Here is a 16630-nt window from a genome sequence, read left to right as displayed (position 1 = left end):
ACCCGGCGCGGCTCTCCGGCCCTCCGGGACTCGCCATGCCCCTCCGGGCCCGCCGGACTCCCCGGCGGGCCCTGGTGGTCCCGACGGTCTCGGCGGTCTCGGCGGCCGGGAGCGCGGCCCGGGTCGTCAGGACTCCAGCTCGGCGAGGGTCTCCCTCAGCCACCGCTTCTCGGCGTCCCCGGTGGCCCGGGCGATCAGCAGCATGCCGCGGTGGAACGGGTCGGGGACCTCCTCGGCCCGCAGCGGCCTGTCCTCCTCGTAGAAGAAGCTCGCGGGGGTCTCCAGGAAGGCCAGGCGGCGGCGGAGCACTTCGGCCCGGTCGGCGCGCCTGGGCAGCTGCGACAGGAAGGTCAGCAGCCCGAAGAAGCGGGTCTGGTCGCTGATGTCGAGATCGGCCGGCTCACGCAGCCGCCGCAGCAGCTCGGCCCGCCCGGCGTCGGTCAGGGTCAGCACCTGGCGGCGGGCGGCCCCGGCCCCCTCCTCCTCGTGCCGCTCCACGAGCCCGCTCTTCTCCAGCCGGGTGATGGCCGGGTAGAGGGCGCCGTCGCTGACCGGGCGGAGATGGCCGCTGAGCCGGTGGATGCGGGCCTTGAGCTCGTAGCCGTGCATCGGCCCCTCACCGAGGAGCCCGAGGATCGACAGGGTCAGGTCTCCGCTTGCCATGGGCGCATCGTATCGCTATACCTCTAATCGAGCTAAATCGAATCGAGGTATGCCATGGCACTGATCCGGCTCGCTCTGCCCGTCTACGTGGAACTGCTGAGCGCAGTGGTGGCGGTCGGCCTGATCGACCTGCTGTGGGTGTCCGGCCTGGGCAGCGCCGCCGTGGGCGCGGTGACGATCGCGACCACCACCGAGCACCTCGCCCTGGGGATGATCCTGACCGTCACGACGGGCACGACCGTGCTCGTCGGCAGGCGGGACGGTCGCGGGCCGACCGCCCCGGTGATCCGTACGGCGTGGCTGCTGTGCGGGGCCGCCGGCCTGGCCGTGGCGGTCGCCGGGGTGCTGCTCCGCGAGCCGCTGGCCCGGCTGTTCACCGGTGACGCCGTGACGGCCGGGCTGACGGCGGACTTCTATCTGGTCTCCATGGCCGGGATCCCGGTCCTGTTCGCCCAGAACCTGGTGGACGGGATCTTCAAGGGGCACGGCGAGACCGGGACGCCGATGCGCACCGCGCTGCTCTGCAACGCGCTGGTGGTCGCCCTCGACCCGCTGTTCATCTACGGCCTCGGCCTGGGCGTGCCGGGCGCGGCCCTGGCCACCGTCCTGGCCCGGCTGCTCGCCCTCGCCGTCTCCCTGGCCCTGCTGTCCCGGCGGGCGCCCCGTACCCGGCGGACACGCCTTCGGGTACGGCGGGCCCGCGCGAACCTCGCCGACGCGACGGCCGTCGTCCGCACCGGCCTGCCCATGTCGGGCGACTTCCTCGCCAGGTCCCTGGTGGGCATGCTCCTGGTCGACCTGGTCGCCGGATTCGGGGTCGCGGCACTGGCCGGGTACGGCATCGGCATGAAGATCATGCTCGCCGGGGTGATGGCGTTCTACGCACTGCGCCAGGCCGCACTGATCCGGACCGCCCGCTCCGGCGCACCGGCGGCCTCGCCTGTCTCGGGGAACGATGGAGCCGGGCCGGTGCTGCGGTACGGCCTGGCCACCGGGGTGGCCGTGGCCGCCGTGCTCAACGTGGTCGCGGTGCCCGCGGCCGGGCTGTTCACCGGTGACCCGGTGGTGGCCGCCCAGGCCGTGGGCTTCCTGCGCTGGGCGACGCTGTACCTCGTCCCGTTCGGCGGCCTGATCGCCCTCGGCGGGGTGCTCCAGGCCGGTGGCAGGGGTGGCCGGCTGCTCGCCGCCACTCTGGCGGGGTTCGCGGTCCAGCTGCCGCTGGCCTACGGGCTCGGCTCCGCGCTCGGCGTCACCGGCGTCTGGCTCGCCATGGCCGCCGGAGCCGCCCTCGGCCTCGCGGGGGCCGTACCCGGTCCCGCGGAGGCCGTGCTCCGCGCGGCGAGAGCCGTACCGGACGTGCTGAGGAGCGCACCGGACGCGGCGGGGGCCGTGCCCGGTGCGGTGAGGACCGTCCTCAGCCCTGCAGACGCTCCAGAGCCGCCCGCAGGCGGGCCACGGAGCGCTCGCGGCCGAGGGCCTCGATCGACTCGAACAGCGGCAGGCCGACGGTCCGGCCGGTGATCGCCACCCGGACCGGCGCCTGCGCCTTGCCGAGCTTGAGGCCGTGCTCGGCGCCGACCTCCTCCAGAGCGGTCTTCAGGGACTCGGGGTCCATGTCCGCCTTCTCCAGGCGGGCGAGGTAACCGCCGAGGATCTCCGCGGCCGGGCCCTTCATCGCCTTGTCCCACGAGGCCTGGTCGAAGAAGGGCTCGTCCAGGAAGAGGAAGTCGACGTTCGCGCTGATCTCGGACAGTACGGCGACGCGGGTCTGGGCCAGCTCGGCCACCTTGGCGAAGGTCGCGCGGTCCCAGTCGGGGTCGAGCCAGGGCTCGACCCGCTTGACGAACTCCTCCGGCGGCAGCGCCCGGATGTACTCGCCGTTGAAGGCGCGCAGCTTCTTCTCGTCGAAGAAGGCGCTGGCGGAGTTGACGTTCTCCAGCTTGAACAGCGGCATCATCTCCGACCAGGGCATGATCTCCCGGTCCTCGCCGGGGCCCCAGCCGAGCAGCATCAGATAGTTGACCATGGCCTCCGCCAGGTAGCCCTCCTCGCGGTAGGACTCCAGGGCGACCTTGTCGCGGCGTTTGGAGAGCTTCTTGCGCTGCTCGTTGACGATGACCGGCAGGTGCGCCCAGACCGGCGGGTTGGCGCCCAGCGCGGGCCACAGCAGCTCCTGGCGCTGGGCGTTGCCCAGGTGCTCCTCGCCGCGGACCACGTGGGTGACGCCCTGGGTGATGTCGTCGACGGCGTTGGCCAGCACGTACAGCGGGGAGCCGTCGCTGCGCGCGATGACGAAGTCCTCCTGGGCGTCGTTGGGGAACTCCACCCGGCCGCGGATCAGGTCGTCCACGACGGTGACGCCCTCGTCGGGGGTGCGGAAGCGCACGGCGCCCTCGGTCAGGCCGCGGTCGCGGCAGAAGCCGTCGTAGCCCTTGTGCTCGGAGCCGGTGCGCTCCTGGAGCTGATCGCGGGTGCAGTCGCAGTAGTACGCCTTGCCGTCGGCCAGCAGCTTGGCGACGGCCTCGCGGTGCTGCGGCTCGAAGGCCGACTGGAAGAACGGCCCCTCGAAGACCGGGCTCTCGTCGCTGATCCCGATCCAGGCCAGCGCCGAGAGGATGCCCTCGGTCCACTCCGGGCGGTTGCGGGTGGCGTCGGTGTCCTCGACGCGCAGGACGAACCGGCCGCCGGCCTGCTGGGCCAGCGCCCAGTTGAACAGCGCGGTGCGGGCGCCGCCGACGTGGAACATGCCGGTGGGCGAGGGAGCGAAACGAACCCTAATCACGGGAGACCACCCGGTTGGTGAGAGTGCCGATACCTTCGATGGCGACGCTGACCTCGTCCCCGACCTGCAGCGGGCCGACCCCCTCGGGCGTCCCGGTCAGGATGACGTCGCCGGGGATGAGGGTCATGACCGCGCTCACGTGGGCGATCAGCGCCGGGATGTCGTACATGAGCTTGGAGGTGCGCGAGCTCTGCCGCACCTCGCCGTTCACCGTCGTGCTGATGCCCAGGTCGGCCGGGTCGAGCTCGGTCTGGATCCACGGGCCGAGCGGGCAGAAGGTGTCGAAGCCCTTGGCCCGGGTGAACTGCACGTCCTTCTTCTGCAGGTCCCTGGCCGTGACGTCGTTGGCGCAGGTGTAGCCGAAGACGACCTCGTGGGCCCGCTCGACGGGGACCTCCCGGCAGAGCCGGCCGATGACCACGGCCAGCTCGCCCTCGTAGTCGACCCGCTCCGACAGCCCGGTCGGGTAGGCCACGGCCTCCGCCGGGCCGATCACCGAGGTGGACGGCTTGATGAACATCAGCGGCTCGTCGGGGACCTCGCCGCCCATCTCGCGGGCGTGGTCGGCGTAGTTCTTGCCGATGGCCACGACCTTGCTGGGCAGCATGGGCGCGAGCAGCCTGACCTGGGAGAGCGAGTGGCGCTCGCCGGTGAACTGGATCGGGCCGAACGGGTGCCCCGAGATCGCGGAGATGAACTCCTCGCCCGGACCGCCTTCGACCACGCCGAATCCGACACCTTCACCTGTGGAGAATCTCGCGATGCGCACACGACAAGGCTAGTGGAGCGGCCAGGGGCGTTGGCCGGGTCGCCCGCCGTACGGGCGCGTCGCGGGACTCGGCTCCGTGTCTTCCGGGGAGCGGCTCGGGGGCCGGAGGACGGAGATCGTAGGGTTGGGCGGGAGACCTTCCGGGAGGAGCCCACATGTCCGTCGTGAAGATCAACGTACTGACCGTGCCCGAGGAGATGCGCGAGGAACTGGAGCGCAGGTTCTCGAACCGGGCCGGGATGGTGGAGTCGGCCGACGGGTTCGAGTGGTTCGAGCTGCTGCGCCCGATGGAGGGCACCGACCGGTACATGGTCTACACCCGCTGGCGGTCCGAGGAGGACTTCACCCGCTGGACCGAGAGCCAGTCCTTCCAGCGCGGCCACGCCCAGGCCGCCGCCGAGGCCGGCGCCCAGGGCCATGGACACGGCCACGGGCAGGCGCAGGGCCACGGACACGGGCATGGTCACGGCCAGGGCCCGGCCGCCTCGGGATCCGAGATCTGGTCCTTCGAAGTCGTCCAGAGCACCGGCCCCAAGGCCTGACCTCTGCCCGTCGCGCGGGTGGAGGTACGGCGACGGGCAGCGGTCCGGGCGGGTAGGTCCTGAGGCTGCAAGCGGGTACGGCGGCGCACGGGTGGGCGGCACCCGCTCCACCGGAGACCCGCCCCCTGCCGCTCCAGGACCTACCTGTCCAGGGCGTTGGCGGCGATGCGGGCGGCCACGCCGTTGCGGACGAAGCCGCCGGCGAGGCTGTCGGGCTTGCGTGTTCCCTGGGCGGTGATGCAGGCGGTGAACTCCTCGGCGAGTCCGAGGCGGGGGTAGCTCTCCAGGATCTCGGCGCGGAGGTCCTCGGACCAGTCCTGGGGGTTGCGGCCGGAGATGTCGAGGCCGGTGGACAGCTCCAGCAGGTGGCCCTCGGGGTCCTGGGTGACGTCGACCTTGTCCCACATGTGGCGGACGATCACCTCGGAGGCGCGCACGCGGCGCTCGACCGGCCAGCCGGCGCCCGCGCAGAAGATCCACGCCACGTGACCCCCCGCCTCCTCGAAGGGCACCGTGTGGCTGTCGAACTCCGCCACCAGCCCGATGTCGTGGAACATCGAGGAGACGTAGAGCAGCTCGGCGTCGAAGGCGATGCCCCTCCGGCCGGCGTAGGCCGCGGCCCACAGATAGGCCCGGATCGAGTGGTTGAGCAGCGCGGGCGAGCAGTAGGCGGTGGCCGCCTCCAGCGCGGCGCGGGCGGCGGGCGTCTCGGGGATCACGATGTCGGCGAGTCTCATGGGACCAGGATCACCGGGTACGGCCCGCCGGACGAGTGGCCGGGAAGTCATCGATCGATAGGATCCCGCCACGTACAACCCCATGGGACGAGTGGCCGGGATATCACCGGCCGATGGGATCCCGCCACATACGGCTTCGGGGGCGACTGGCTGGAACGCCGTCGGCCGATAGGATCGCGCCATGGGGTTCTCCACGGTCGCGGTGCTGATGTTCGACCGGATCCCCCTGTTCGAGGCCTCGGTGCCGATCGCGGTGTTCGGCGAGCGGCGGGACGACCGGCCGGAGTTCGACGTGCGGGTGATCGCCGCCGAGGGCGGCCCGGTCCGCACGGACGCGGGCGTCACCCTCGCCGCGCCGTACGACCTGGACGCCGTGGAGGGCGCCGACCTGGTCATCGTGCCGACCTGGCGGCGGCCGTCGGCCGGCGAACCGCCCCCGGAGGAGGCGCTGGAGGCGCTGCGCCGGGCCCACAGCGCGGGCGCGACGGTGGTCTCGCTGTGCCTGGGCACGTTCGTGCTGGCCGCCACCGGCCTGCTGGACGGGCGCCCGGCCACCACCCACTGGCGCTACGCCGGGCTGCTGGCCTCCTTGCACCCGCGCGTCGAGGTCCGGCCCGACGTGCTCTACGTGGACGAGGGCGACATCCTCACCTCCGCGGGCAGCACCGGCGGCATCGACCTCTGCCTGCACCTCGTGCGCCGCTCGCACGGCACGCAGGCGGCCAACAGCATCGCCCGCGGCCTGGTCACGCCGCCCCACCGGTCCGGAGGGCAGGCGCAGTACATCGACCACCCCGTCCCCGCCCCCGCCACCGGCGACCCGTTCGGCGACACCCTCGACTGGGCCCTGCGTCATCTGGACCGCGAGCTGAGCGTGGACGGCATGGCCGCCCGGGCGCTGATGAGCAGGCGCACCTTCGACCGGCGCTTCCGCCAGGTCACCGGGACCACCCCCGCGCAGTGGCTGCTGCACCAGCGGGTCCTGCACGCCCAGCGGCTGCTGGAGACGACGGCCGAGCCGGTCGAGCGGGTGGCCCGCCGGGCGGGCTTCGCCTCGGCGGTCGCGTTGCGCCCGCACTTCCGCCGCCACGTGGGCGTCTCCCCCACGGCCTACCGGGAGACCTTCGGCATGGGTGCGGGGGACGGCGCGGGCGCCGCCGATGGCGTGAATCTCTCGGTGGGTGGCTGAGGCCGCCCTCACGCGGGCGCCGCCGGCTGATCCAGGCTTGAACGCATGAAGCGAGCCCTCGTCGTCATCGACGTCCAGAACGAGTACTTCACCGGTGACCTGCCGATCGCCCACCCGCCGCGCGAGGAGAGCCTGGCGAACATCATGTCCGCGATGGACACCGCCCGCGCGCACGGCGTCCCGGTGGTCGTGGTCCGGCACACGGCCCCGGCCGAGTCCCCGATCTTCGCCTCCGGCGGGCACGGGTGGGAGCTGCGCGAGGAGGTGTCCGGCAGGCCGTACGACCTGCTGATGGACAAGACGATGGCCTCCGCCTTCGCCCGGACCGGCCTCGGCGCCTGGCTGGAGGCCCGGGAGGTCGACACGGTGACCATCGCGGGATACATGACGCAGAACTGCGACGAGTCCACCGCCCGCGACGCCTACCACCGGGGCATGGCGGTGGAGTTCCTGTCGGACGCGACCGGGACCGTCGCGCTGTCCACCCCCGCGGGGCGGCTGACCGCCGAGGAGGCGCACAGCCACGTGCTGGTGGTGATGGCCTCCAACTTCGCCGCGGTGGCCGCCACCGCCGAGTGGACGGCCGCGGTCGGGGCCGGCCGGCCGCTGCCGCGCCCGGACATCTGGGCGAGCACCCGCCAGGAGCCCGCCGAGGTCTCCGGCTGAGGGCTCACCACCCCGTAAACCTGTTCCCCGCATCTAGTTGCTAACGATGTACGCGAAGGTCGTCTCTTGGCTTGACCGGTTTGGTGGGATTCGGACAGCATAATCAGCTCTCCCACCAGTCCCGGAAGGAACAGGCGTGCGCCGCCGCACACAAGCAATCGCACTCTCCATCGCTCTCCTCCTGACCAGCGGCGGGATGACAGGGACCTCGGAGGCGACGGACAAGGTCAAACGCACGGCCGAGTGCCAGGGCGACTGGTTGCCGGCGACCCCGACGTCGCCGGACGTCATGGACGGGCAGCTGAGCTTCCTCGACCTGCCCGCGGTCAAGGTCGGCAAGGACGTCGACTGGCGGACCGACCCCTACCGCAACCGCTCCTGGAGCATGGTCTTCCACTCGTTGCGCTGGATGGGCCGGCTGGTCGCCGACTACGAGAACACCGGGGAACGTTCCTACCTGTCGCGCGCCACCGAGATCGCCCAGGACTGGGTGAAGGACAACCCGCTGCGCGGCGGCGGCAGCCCGTACGCCTGGCAGGAGCACCCGATCGCGCTGCGCGCGCCCGCCCTGGTCTGCCTGAGCAGGCACGTCAGCGAGTCCTGGCTGACCAGGAGCCTGGCCGAGCACGCCAAGATGCTCTCCAACCCGGCCCTGTACGAGAAGGGCCACAACCACGGCATCGACCAGGACATCGCGCTGCTGGGCATCGGCTGCCGCTACGGCCGCGACGAGTGGTCCGGGCTGGCGATCCGCCGCCTGACCGAGACGGTCGAGCTCGACGTCGACTCCCAGGGCGCGCTGCGCGAGCAGGCCCCCCGCTACGCCATCTACGTCTACGACCGGCTCAAGGTGGCGATGAGCAACATCGAGGCGTGCGGCAGGAAGGTGCCGGCCTCGATCGCGGAGCGGTGGAAGTCGCTGGAGGGCTTCATCTCCCACTCCACGCAGCCCAACGGTTTCATGGTGCCGATCGGCGACGGCGGCGCGGACGTGCGCCCGGTCGGGTACGAGCACCCGAAGAAGACCGTCAAGGTGTTCGGCAACGGCTACGTCTACGGCCGCACCGCGTGGGACAAGCCGGAGTCGGCGTTCTACTCCATCCGCTTCGGTCCCGGGGCCAAGTACCACGGCCACGAGGACCACCTCGGCGTGACCTACTACGCCCAGGGCCGCGACGTCCTGGTCGACGTGGGGTTCCACTCCTACGAGAACACCGGCTACCGCCGCTGGACGATGTCCCCCGAGGCGCACAACGTGCCGATCGTGGCCGGGGCCCGGTTCCGGCCCCGGACCGCCACGGCCCTGACCGGCTCCTCCGTCGGCGAGGACCGGCAGAGCTTCCGGCTCACCGACCGGGCCTACGGCGTGCCGCGCACCCGCTCGGTCCTGGTCAACCACGGGCAGGACGTGATGGCCGTGCTGGACACCGTCCCCGAGGGCTCGAAGGTCCGCACCGTCTGGCACCTGGCGGCGGACCTGTCGAAGGTCTCGAGCGGCGGCGGGCGGGTCGTGGTCAAGGACAAGTCCGGCTGGAAGGCGACGCTCGTCCAGGTGGCGATGCCGTCCTGCACGCCGGTCACCTCGAAGGTCGTCCGCGGCGCGTCCGGCCCCTACCAGGGCTGGGTCTCCCCCGCCTACCTGAAGAAGCAGGCCGCCCCCGCGGTCGTCTCCGCCGCCTCCACCGGGTCGCTGCTCACCGTGGTGGTGCCCGGCACCGGCGACCCGTCGGTCTCGTGCTCCGGCGGCAAGGTCAGCCTGCAGACCTCCGACGGCGCGGTCAGCTTCCGGGTCAGCGGCTCGAAGCTCTCGTGACCGGCGCCCACTGACGGGAGAGGGGGTACGGCGGCCGCCGTACCCCCTCTCCCGTCCACAGGGGCCCGCGGTCAGTCCGCGTGGTGCCCCGCCCGCAGCAGCCCGTAGGTCACGGCCTGCTCCAGGGCCTGCCAGGAGGCGTCGATGATGTTCTCGTCGACGCCCACGGTGGCCCACTCGCCGGTCGCGTCGCTGGAGGTGATCAGCACGCGCGTGATCGCGTCGGTGCCGTGGGCGCCCTCCAGGATCCGCACCTTGAAGTCGATCAGCTCGACCCCGGCCAGCTCCGGGTAGAGCCGCTCCAGCGCCGCCCGGACGGCCTTGTCCAGGGCGTTGACCGGGCCGTTGCCCTCGCCGGTGGCGACGATCCGCTCGCCCTTGGCGTGCAGCTTGACGGTGGCCTCGCTGATCAGCTCGCCGCCCCGGTTCCGCTCGACGATCACCCGCCAGGACTCGACCTCGAAGTGCCGCCTGCGCTCGCCCGCCACGGTGTCGCGCAGCAGCAGCTCGAAGGAGGCGTCGGCGGCCTCGAAGGTGTAGCCGCGCGACTCCAGCTCCTTGACCCGGTCCACCAGCTCGCGGGAGGTCTCCGCGGACAGCTCGTAGCCCAGCTCGCGTCCCTTGAGCTCGACCGAGGCGCGCCCGGCCATGTCGGAGACCAGCATCCGCATGTCGTTGCCGACCTGGGCCGGGTCGATGTGCTGGTAGAGGTTGGGGTCGACCTTGATCGCGCTGGCGTGCAGCCCGGCCTTGTGCGCGAAGGCGGAGACCCCGACGTAGGGGGCGTGGGAGTTCGGGGTGACGTTGGTGACCTCGGTGATCGCGTGCGCGATCCGGGTCATGTCGGCCAGCGCCTCCCGCGGGACCAGGTCGAAGCCCCGCTTGAGCTGGAGGTTGGCCACGACCGTGAACAGGTTGGCGTTGCCGGAGCGCTCGCCGTACCCGTTGGCGCAGCCCTGCACGTGGGTGGCGCCCGCCTTGACCGCGGCCAGGGTGTTGGCCACCGCGCAGCCGGTGTCGTCGTGACAGTGGATGCCGATGCGGGCCCCGGTGCCGGCCGCCTCGTGTACGACGTCGGCCAGTTCGTCGGGGAGCATGCCGCCGTTGGTGTCGCACAGCGCGATCACCGAGGCGCCCGCCTCCGCGGCGGTGCGCAGCACCTCCAGCGCGTACGCTGGGTTGGACTTGTAGCCGTCGAAGAAGTGCTCGGCGTCGAGGAAGACCCGCTGTCCCTCCGCACGAAGGTGAGAAACCGTGTCGCGGATCATCGCGAGGTTCTCCTGGAGAGTCGTGCGGAGGGCCAGCTCCACGTGCCGGTCGTGACTCTTGGCGACAAGGGTCACGACCGGCGCGCCGGATTCGCGCAGTGCGGCCACCAGAGGGTCGTCTGCTGCCTTCACACCGGCCCGGCGGGTCGCGCCGAACGCGGCGAGCTGCGCGTGCTTCAGGTCGAGCTCTGTTCGAGCCCGCCGGAAGAACTCGGTGTCCTTGGGGTTGGCCCCGGGCCAGCCTCCTTCGATGAAACCGACGCCCAGGCCGTCCAGGTGCCGCGCGATGGCCAGCTTGTCGACCACCGTGAGGTTGAGCCCCTCCTGTTGGGCGCCGTCACGGAGTGTCGTGTCGTACACGTGGAAGCGGTCGTCGGTCATTGGTCTCTCCTTCGCGGTCCGATGCCTCGCCGCGCGCTCGCTCCGGCCTCAGAAACAAGAAAGACCCCTCACGGACGTGAGAGGTCTGCGCGCTGGCGGTGTCCCTTGTCAGCCAGCGCGCCTGCCGATAATGAGCAGACCATAGGACATGATGCTTCGGAGTCTGCCACACGCTGACACCATCTGACACATCGATCTCAGGATACGAGACGCACTTTGAGCGACCGACTGCGCACCCCGTGTGTTCGCAGTCCGATTCACCGGCCAGAATAGGGATTATGAAGGCGACTTATCTCGAAGCGGCCGTCGGCCAGTATCTCCTGGCCCACACCACCGGGCCCGACGACGTGCTCGAGGCGCTGGCCATGGAGACGCGCGAGCTCATGGGCGAGCGGGCGAACATGCAGATCGCCCCCGACCAGGGCCGCTTCCTCACAATGATCGCCCAGCTCATCCGGGCCAGGAACGCCGTCGAGGTGGGCACCTTCACCGGCTACTCCGCCATCTGCATCGCCCGCGGCCTGACCGCCAGGGGCAAGCTCAACTGCTTCGACATCAGCGAGGAGTGGACGTCGGTGGCCCGGCGCTACTGGGAGAAGACCGGCGTCGCCGGCCGCATCGAGCTGCGGATCGGCGACGCCGCCGAACGGCTGCACGACCTGCCGACCTTCCCGGCCGTCGACCTGGCCTTCATCGACGCCGACAAGGAGAACTACGGCGTCTACTACGAGATCATCATGTCCTATCTGACCCCGGGCGGCCTGATCCTGGCCGACAACACCCTGTGGCACGGCAAGGTCGCCCATCCCCACGAGCACGACGAGACCACCGTGGCGATGCGCGCGTTCAACGACATGGTCGCCGCCGACCCCCGGGTCACCTCGATCATGCTCCCCATCGCCGACGGCCTGACCATGATCCGAAAACACTGACGAGAAGTTCGCCGGACTCCCCGCGGGGCGGAAATCTTTCCGATCACTTTAAGTCGCACGCCAAACACGTTGCGCCCACCCGCACGGAGAGGAATAGGCCACGGCCGGAGAGGGCCCGGGTGGGCGGGCTCTCTCCATGCCGCAGGACGAGGACGACCGCCCCGGAAGACGCGGAGCGGATCATCCTCTTCGAAGATCCGGAGCGGGTCAGCAGATCTTGTGCACCCAGCCGTGCGGGTCGGGGCGGGTGCCGTACTGGATGCCGGTCAGCTCCTCGCGGATGCGCATGGTGACCTCGCCGGGGGTGCCGTCGCCGACGGTCCAGGCACGGTCGGCGCCCTTGACCGAGCCGACCGGGGTCACGACCGCGGCGGTGCCGCAGGCGAAGACCTCGGTGAGCTCGCCGGACTCGCAGCCCTCCTGCCACTCCTCGATCGACAGGCGGCCCTCCTCGGCCTTGAGGCCGAGGTCGCCGGCGAGGGTGAGGATCGAGTCGCGGGTGATGCCCGGCAGCAGGGTGCCGGTCAGGGCCGGGGTGAGCAGGCGGTCGCCGTAGACGAAGAACAGGTTCATGCCCCCCATCTCCTCGACGTAGCGGTGCTCGTAGGCGTCCAGCCAGACCACCTGGTCACAGCCCTGCTCGACGGCCTGGCGCTGGGCCACGAAGGCCGCGGCGTAGTTGCCGCCGCACTTGGCGAAGCCGGTGCCGCCGGGGGCCGCCCGGGTGTACTCCGTCGACAGCCACACCGAGACCGCCTGGCTCGCGCCGAAGTAGGCGGCGGCCGGGGAGGCGATCACCATGTACTTGTAGGTCTGCGAGGGGTAGTTGACGCCGAGCGCCGACTGCGTGGCGATCATGAAGGGGCGCAGATAGAGGCTGTGGCCCGGGGTCGTGGGCACCCAGTCGCGGTCGGTCTGCACCAGCAGCTCCAGCGACTCGACGAACGTCTCCTCGGGCAGCTCGGGCATGGCCATGCGCCGCGCGGAGGTGTTGAAGCGCGCCGCGTTGGCCTGCGGCCGGAAGGACACGATCGAACCGCCCTGCTGACGGTAGGCCTTGAGCCCCTCGAACAGCTCCTGCGCGTAGTGGAAGACCGAGGTCGAGGGGTCCAGCAGCAGCGGGCCGTACGGCATGAGCCGCGCGTCGTGCCAGCCGCGGCCCTCGGTGTAGTCGATCGAGATCATGTGGTCGGTGAAGACCTGCCCGAAACCGGGGCTCGCCAGTACCTGCTCGCGCTCGGCCGCGGTGCGAGCGTGATCGGAGGCCTGCACGTCGAAGCTGAGCTTCTGAGCAGTGGTCATGACGGAGATCCTTCTCTTCGTGGCGGGTCTACCCTTTAGTCCATTCTGCGATGGACCGGGTAACGGGAAACTACTGCATCCGGAGAGCTCATCGGCAGGGCCGGGGCGCCCCAATGCACAAAGACGCGCCCGGCGGCTCTCTCAGAGAGCCGCCGGGCGCGTCCGAAATGTCGAGTGGGCGGCTCTCAGCCGGCTACTCGGGCGGTGATGTCGTCGCCGATCTCGTGGGTGGTCCGGGCCGTCCAGTTGGTCTGGCGCTCCAGCAGGTCGTCGGCGACGGCCTGCTCGACCCGGGCGGCCTGCCGGGTCAGGCCCAGGTGGTTCAGGAGCATGGCGACCGACAGGATCGTGGCGGTGGGGTCGGCCTTGCCCTGGCCGGCGATGTCGGGGGCGCTGCCGTGGACCGGCTCGAACATGCTCGGCGCGGTCCCGTCGGGGTTGATGTTGCCGCTGGCGGCCAGGCCGATGCCACCGGCCACGGCGGCGCCGATGTCGGTGATGATGTCGCCGAAGAGGTTGTCGGTGACGATCACGTCGAACCGCTCCGGCTGGCTGACGAAGAACATCGAGGCCGCGTCGACGTGGCAGTAGTCGGTCTGCACGCCGGGGTACTCCAGGCCGACCCGGTCGAGCGTGCGGGCCCACAGGTCGCCCGCGTAGGTCAGCACGTTGGTCTTGTGGACCAGCGTCAGCTTCCTGCGGGGACGGGCCTGCGCCTGCTCGAAGGCGTAGCGCACGACGCGCTCGACGCCGAAGGCGGTGTTCAGCGACTCCTGGGTGGCGACCTCGTGCGGCGTGCCGCGGCGCAGTACGCCGCCGGCCCCGGCGTAGAGGCTCTCGGTGCCCTCGCGGACGACGATCATGTCGATGTCCTCCGGCCGGGACTCGGCCAGCGGGGTCTCCACGCCCGGGAAGAGCTTGACCGGGCGCAGGTTCACGTAGTGGTCGAGCTCGAAGCGGAGCTTGAGCAGCAGGTCGCGCTCCAGCACGCCCGGGGGCACGCTGGGGTCGCCGATCGCGCCGAGCAGGATGGCGTCGTATCCGCGCAGCTCGTCCAGGACGGCGTCGGGAAGGATCTCACCGGTGCTGTTGTAGCGCTTGGCACCGAGGTCGTAGGTGGTGGTCTCCACCTTGCCGCCCACGGCGTCCAGGACCTTCAGGCCCTCGGTGACGACCTCGACCCCGATCCCGTCGCCGGGGATCACTGCCAGACGAATGTTGCGCGAGTCCATGCGGGAACCCTACCGCTCCGTCTCGATTATCGGATACTGATCTCAGATAGCGGACAGATCGGGCGCCTCAGCGAGTGGGTGCGCCGCCGTTGTCACGACGGTCCAGCGCCGTCTGGACGGCGTTGGCCGCCTCGTCCTCGGCGTCCTCGGGGCGGTTCCAGGGATACATGTCGTACATGATGAGTCTCGTCTCGTCTCGCACGGAAGCAGAGGGGGGAGATGGTCCGGACTTCCGATCGGCGGAGCCGGACCGGACCTGAGGTCGCGGGCCCGGGTCACGGGCCGGCGACGGGACTGTCAGCCAGCGAACGCCACCACACCGCGGCGGGTCGCCGGCCTGTCCGTCAGGCCCCGCCGCGGCAGGTAATGAGTACGAGAACCTGGCGCATTTGATTCCAGGCTACCTGGTCATCGAGACAGCGTCTCGCCCGCCGTACCGACTTCCCACATGCTGAGACGGCCGCCGTCCCCCCCGCGGGGGACGGCGGCCGTGCGGGACGAGGGGCCTGCGGGCTACTCGGCCAGGTCCGCCGAGCGGCCGCTGTCGGCGCCGATCTCGGAGGCGATCTGGTCGACGACCTCCGCCGGGATGGCGGTGTCGACGGTCAGGGCGATGAGCGCCTTGCCGCCCTTGGTGTCCCGGGAGACCTGCATCGAGGCGATGTTGATGCCGTGGTCGCCGAGGATGCGGCCGACGATGCCGACGACGCCGGGGCGGTCGGAGTAGGTGAAGAACGACAGGTGGTCGGTCGGCTCGATCTCCATCTCGTAGCCGTTGACCTCGACGATCTTCGTGATCTGGCGCGGGCCGGACAGCGTGCCCGAGACCGAGACGGTGCGGCCGTCGGCCAGGACGCCGCGCACGGTCACCACGTTGCGCCAGTCGGGGCTCTCGGAGCTGGTGACCAGCTCCACGGTCACGCCGCGGTCCTTGGCCAGGAGCGGGGCGTTGACGTAGGTGACGGAGTCCTCGACGACGTCGGTGAAGACGCCCTTGAGGGCGGCCAGCTCCAGCACCCGGACGTCCTGGGAGGCGATCTCGCCGCGGACCTCGACGTCGAGCTTGGTGGCGACCTCCCCGGCCAGGGCGGTGAACAGCCGGCCGAGCTTCTCGGCCAGCGGCAGGCCCGGCTTGACGTCCTCGGCGACGGCGCCGCCCTGGACGTTGACCGCGTCCGGCACGAACTCGCCGGCCAGGGCGAGCTTCACGCTGCGGGCGACCTGGGTGCCGGCCTTCTCCTGGGCCTCGTGGGTGGAGGCGCCCAGGTGCGGGGTGACGACGACCTGGTCCAGCTCGAACAGCGGGCTGTCGGTGACGGGCTCCTTGGGGAACACGTCGATGCCGGCGCCGGCGACGCGGCCCTCCTTGATCGCGGCGTAGAGGGCGTTCTCGTCGATGATGCCGCCGCGCGCGACGTTGATCAGGCGGACCGACGGCTTGACGATCTGCATCTCCTTCTCGCCGATGAGCCCGAGGGTCTCCTTCGACTTGGGCAGGTGCACCGTGATGAAGTCGGCCTCGCGCAGGGCCTCCTCCAGCGACACCAGGCGCACGCCCATCTGCGCGGCGCGGGCCGGCTGCAGGTAGGGGTCGTAGGCGATCAGCTCGACGCCGAACGGCTGCAGGCGCTGGGCGACCAGCTGGCCGATCTTGCCGAGGCCGAGGATCGCGACGACCTTCTCGTCGAGCTCGACGCCGGTGTACTTCGACCGCTTCCACTCCCCGCCCTTGAGGGCGGCGTGCGCCTGGGCGACGTTGCGGGCCGAGGCGAGGATCAGCGCGACGGTGTGCTCGGCGGCGCTGGTGATGTTGGAGGTGGGGGCGTTGACGACCATCACGCCGGCCTTCGTCGCGGCCTCCACGTCCACGTTGTCCAGGCCGACGCCCGCGCGGGCGACGACGCGGAGCCTGGGCGCGTGGGCGACGGCCTCGGCGTCCACCTGGGTGGCGCTGCGCACGATCAGCGCGTCCACCTCGGCGAGGGCGGGCAGGAACTGGGCGCGGTCGGCGCCATCGGTGTGGCGGACTTCGAAGTCCGCGCCCAGGACCGCAAGACCGGCCTCGGAGAGTTCCTCTGCGACCAGTACGACGGGCTTGTTCACTGGTGGTTCCTTAGGGACGGGAAGGCTGCACGGACCTCACGCAGTCTATCGGCGCTTGTGAACGCGTTCACGAGTGTCCCGGGATCCGAGACGCCGAACGCCCGCGCCGTCCTGCGATCCGAGACGAGAGCCCCGCGGGGCACCCCTGACGCACCCTCGTTCCCACGGCTCGCCCGCGTCGTGCGGGGAACCGCTCTCCGGCGCTCTGGCCTCGCCCGGTACCCTTCCCGCCGAATCTCATTCACCGAACC

14 protein-coding genes are annotated in these 16630 nt (G+C 71.0%); 6 read left to right on the top strand and 8 right to left on the bottom strand.

The window, feature by feature from the left end:
* Positions 1-126: 126 nt before the first annotated feature.
* The gene (locus Pta02_RS13190; RefSeq protein WP_203875078.1) at positions 127-663 is read right to left on the bottom strand and encodes a PadR family transcriptional regulator; all 537 of its coding nucleotides are present in this window, start codon (positions 661-663) and stop codon (positions 127-129) included.
* Positions 664-717: 54 nt separating this feature from the next.
* Here Pta02_RS13190 and Pta02_RS13185 point away from each other — a divergent pair, with 54 nt between their 5' ends.
* Positions 718-2184 (top strand): MATE family efflux transporter, encoded by a 1467-nt coding sequence (locus tag Pta02_RS13185; protein WP_203875077.1) that lies wholly within the window; start codon positions 718-720, stop codon positions 2182-2184.
* Here the strand turns inward: Pta02_RS13185 and gltX are convergent.
* The gene (gltX, locus tag Pta02_RS13180; protein ID WP_239130452.1) at positions 2078-3409 is read right to left on the bottom strand and encodes a glutamate--tRNA ligase; all 1332 of its coding nucleotides are present in this window, start codon (positions 3407-3409) and stop codon (positions 2078-2080) included. The genes Pta02_RS13185 and gltX overlap by 107 nt on opposite strands.
* Positions 3410-3437: 28 nt before the next feature.
* Positions 3438-4214, bottom strand: coding sequence for a fumarylacetoacetate hydrolase family protein (locus Pta02_RS13175; protein ID WP_203875075.1), 777 nt, complete (start codon positions 4212-4214; stop codon positions 3438-3440).
* 155 nt (positions 4215-4369) lie between these two features.
* Between Pta02_RS13175 and Pta02_RS13170 the strand changes: the two genes are divergently transcribed.
* Positions 4370-4756 carry an antibiotic biosynthesis monooxygenase family protein gene (locus tag Pta02_RS13170; RefSeq protein WP_203875074.1) on the top strand — a complete coding sequence of 129 codons (387 nt, stop codon included), beginning with the start codon at positions 4370-4372 and terminating at the stop codon, positions 4754-4756.
* Positions 4757-4896: 140 nt separating this feature from the next.
* Here the strand turns inward: Pta02_RS13170 and Pta02_RS13165 are convergent, their stop codons facing one another.
* Complete coding sequence (locus Pta02_RS13165) at positions 4897-5493, bottom strand: HD domain-containing protein (protein ID WP_203875073.1); 597 nt, start codon at positions 5491-5493, stop codon at positions 4897-4899.
* Positions 5494-5674: 181 nt separating this feature from the next.
* Between Pta02_RS13165 and Pta02_RS13160 the strand changes: the two genes are divergently transcribed.
* The 3 genes from Pta02_RS13160 (at position 5675) to Pta02_RS13150 (ending at position 9161) form a co-directional block, all read left to right on the top strand.
* Positions 5675-6682, top strand: a complete 1008-nt coding sequence (locus Pta02_RS13160) for a helix-turn-helix domain-containing protein (protein WP_203875072.1) — start codon at positions 5675-5677, stop codon at positions 6680-6682.
* 45 nt (positions 6683-6727) lie between these two features.
* Positions 6728-7348 carry a cysteine hydrolase family protein gene (locus Pta02_RS13155; protein ID WP_203875071.1) on the top strand — a complete coding sequence of 207 codons (621 nt, stop codon included), beginning with the start codon at positions 6728-6730 and terminating at the stop codon, positions 7346-7348.
* Positions 7349-7544: 196 nt separating this feature from the next.
* Entirely contained in the window at positions 7545-9161 is a 1617-nt protein-coding gene (locus Pta02_RS13150; protein ID WP_239130431.1) for a heparinase II/III domain-containing protein, read from the top strand.
* A gap of 71 nt (positions 9162-9232) precedes the next feature.
* Here Pta02_RS13150 and cimA read toward each other — a convergent pair whose 3' ends face one another.
* A complete protein-coding gene (gene cimA / locus Pta02_RS13145; protein WP_203875069.1) occupies positions 9233-10810 on the bottom strand; it encodes a citramalate synthase in 1578 nt (525 codons plus the stop codon).
* A 278-nt stretch (positions 10811-11088) separates the two neighbouring features.
* Here cimA and Pta02_RS13140 point away from each other — a divergent pair, with 278 nt between their 5' ends.
* Entirely contained in the window at positions 11089-11742 is a 654-nt protein-coding gene (locus Pta02_RS13140) for an O-methyltransferase (protein WP_203875068.1), read from the top strand.
* A gap of 207 nt (positions 11743-11949) precedes the next feature.
* On the opposite strand, the gene Pta02_RS13135 is transcribed toward Pta02_RS13140, so the two are convergent.
* From Pta02_RS13135 to serA, 3 genes are all read right to left on the bottom strand, one after another.
* Positions 11950-13044, bottom strand: a complete 1095-nt coding sequence (locus Pta02_RS13135) for a branched-chain amino acid aminotransferase (RefSeq protein ID WP_203875067.1) — start codon at positions 13042-13044, stop codon at positions 11950-11952.
* A gap of 185 nt (positions 13045-13229) precedes the next feature.
* Positions 13230-14276, bottom strand: coding sequence for a 3-isopropylmalate dehydrogenase (locus tag Pta02_RS13130; protein ID WP_203875066.1), 1047 nt, complete (start codon positions 14274-14276; stop codon positions 13230-13232).
* A gap of 513 nt (positions 14277-14789) precedes the next feature.
* A complete protein-coding gene (gene serA / locus Pta02_RS13125; protein WP_203875065.1) occupies positions 14790-16379 on the bottom strand; it encodes a phosphoglycerate dehydrogenase in 1590 nt (529 codons plus the stop codon).
* Positions 16380-16630: the final 251 nt, after the last annotated feature.

The organism is Paraplanobispora takensis (genome assembly GCF_016863195.1).
GTDB classification, from domain to species: Bacteria; Actinomycetota; Actinomycetes; order Streptosporangiales; family Streptosporangiaceae; genus Planobispora; species Planobispora takensis.
This window is presented reverse-complemented; position numbering and strand designations above follow the sequence as displayed.

Excerpts from the sequence above, each read along its gene's own strand:
- Pta02_RS13190 (WP_203875078.1), bottom strand. The coding sequence starts at position 663 with ATGGCAAGCGGAGACCTGACCCTGTCGATCCTCGGGCTCCTCGGTGAG.
- gltX (WP_239130452.1), bottom strand. The coding sequence starts at position 3,409 with ATGTTCCACGTCGGCGGCGCCCGCACCGCGCTGTTCAACTGGGCGCTG.
- Pta02_RS13135 (WP_203875067.1), bottom strand. The coding sequence starts at position 13,044 with ATGACCACTGCTCAGAAGCTCAGCTTCGACGTGCAGGCCTCCGATCAC.
- cimA (WP_203875069.1), bottom strand. The coding sequence starts at position 10,810 with ATGACCGACGACCGCTTCCACGTGTACGACACGACACTCCGTGACGGC.
- Pta02_RS13160 (WP_203875072.1), top strand. The coding sequence starts at position 5,675 with ATGGGGTTCTCCACGGTCGCGGTGCTGATGTTCGACCGGATCCCCCTG.
- Pta02_RS13130 (WP_203875066.1), bottom strand. The coding sequence starts at position 14,276 with ATGGACTCGCGCAACATTCGTCTGGCAGTGATCCCCGGCGACGGGATC.
- Pta02_RS13185 (WP_203875077.1), top strand. The coding sequence starts at position 718 with ATGGCACTGATCCGGCTCGCTCTGCCCGTCTACGTGGAACTGCTGAGC.
- Pta02_RS13155 (WP_203875071.1), top strand. The coding sequence starts at position 6,728 with ATGAAGCGAGCCCTCGTCGTCATCGACGTCCAGAACGAGTACTTCACC.
- Pta02_RS13140 (WP_203875068.1), top strand. The coding sequence starts at position 11,089 with ATGAAGGCGACTTATCTCGAAGCGGCCGTCGGCCAGTATCTCCTGGCC.
- Pta02_RS13165 (WP_203875073.1), bottom strand. The coding sequence starts at position 5,493 with ATGAGACTCGCCGACATCGTGATCCCCGAGACGCCCGCCGCCCGCGCC.
- Pta02_RS13170 (WP_203875074.1), top strand. The coding sequence starts at position 4,370 with ATGTCCGTCGTGAAGATCAACGTACTGACCGTGCCCGAGGAGATGCGC.
- Pta02_RS13150 (WP_239130431.1), top strand. The coding sequence starts at position 7,545 with ATGACAGGGACCTCGGAGGCGACGGACAAGGTCAAACGCACGGCCGAG.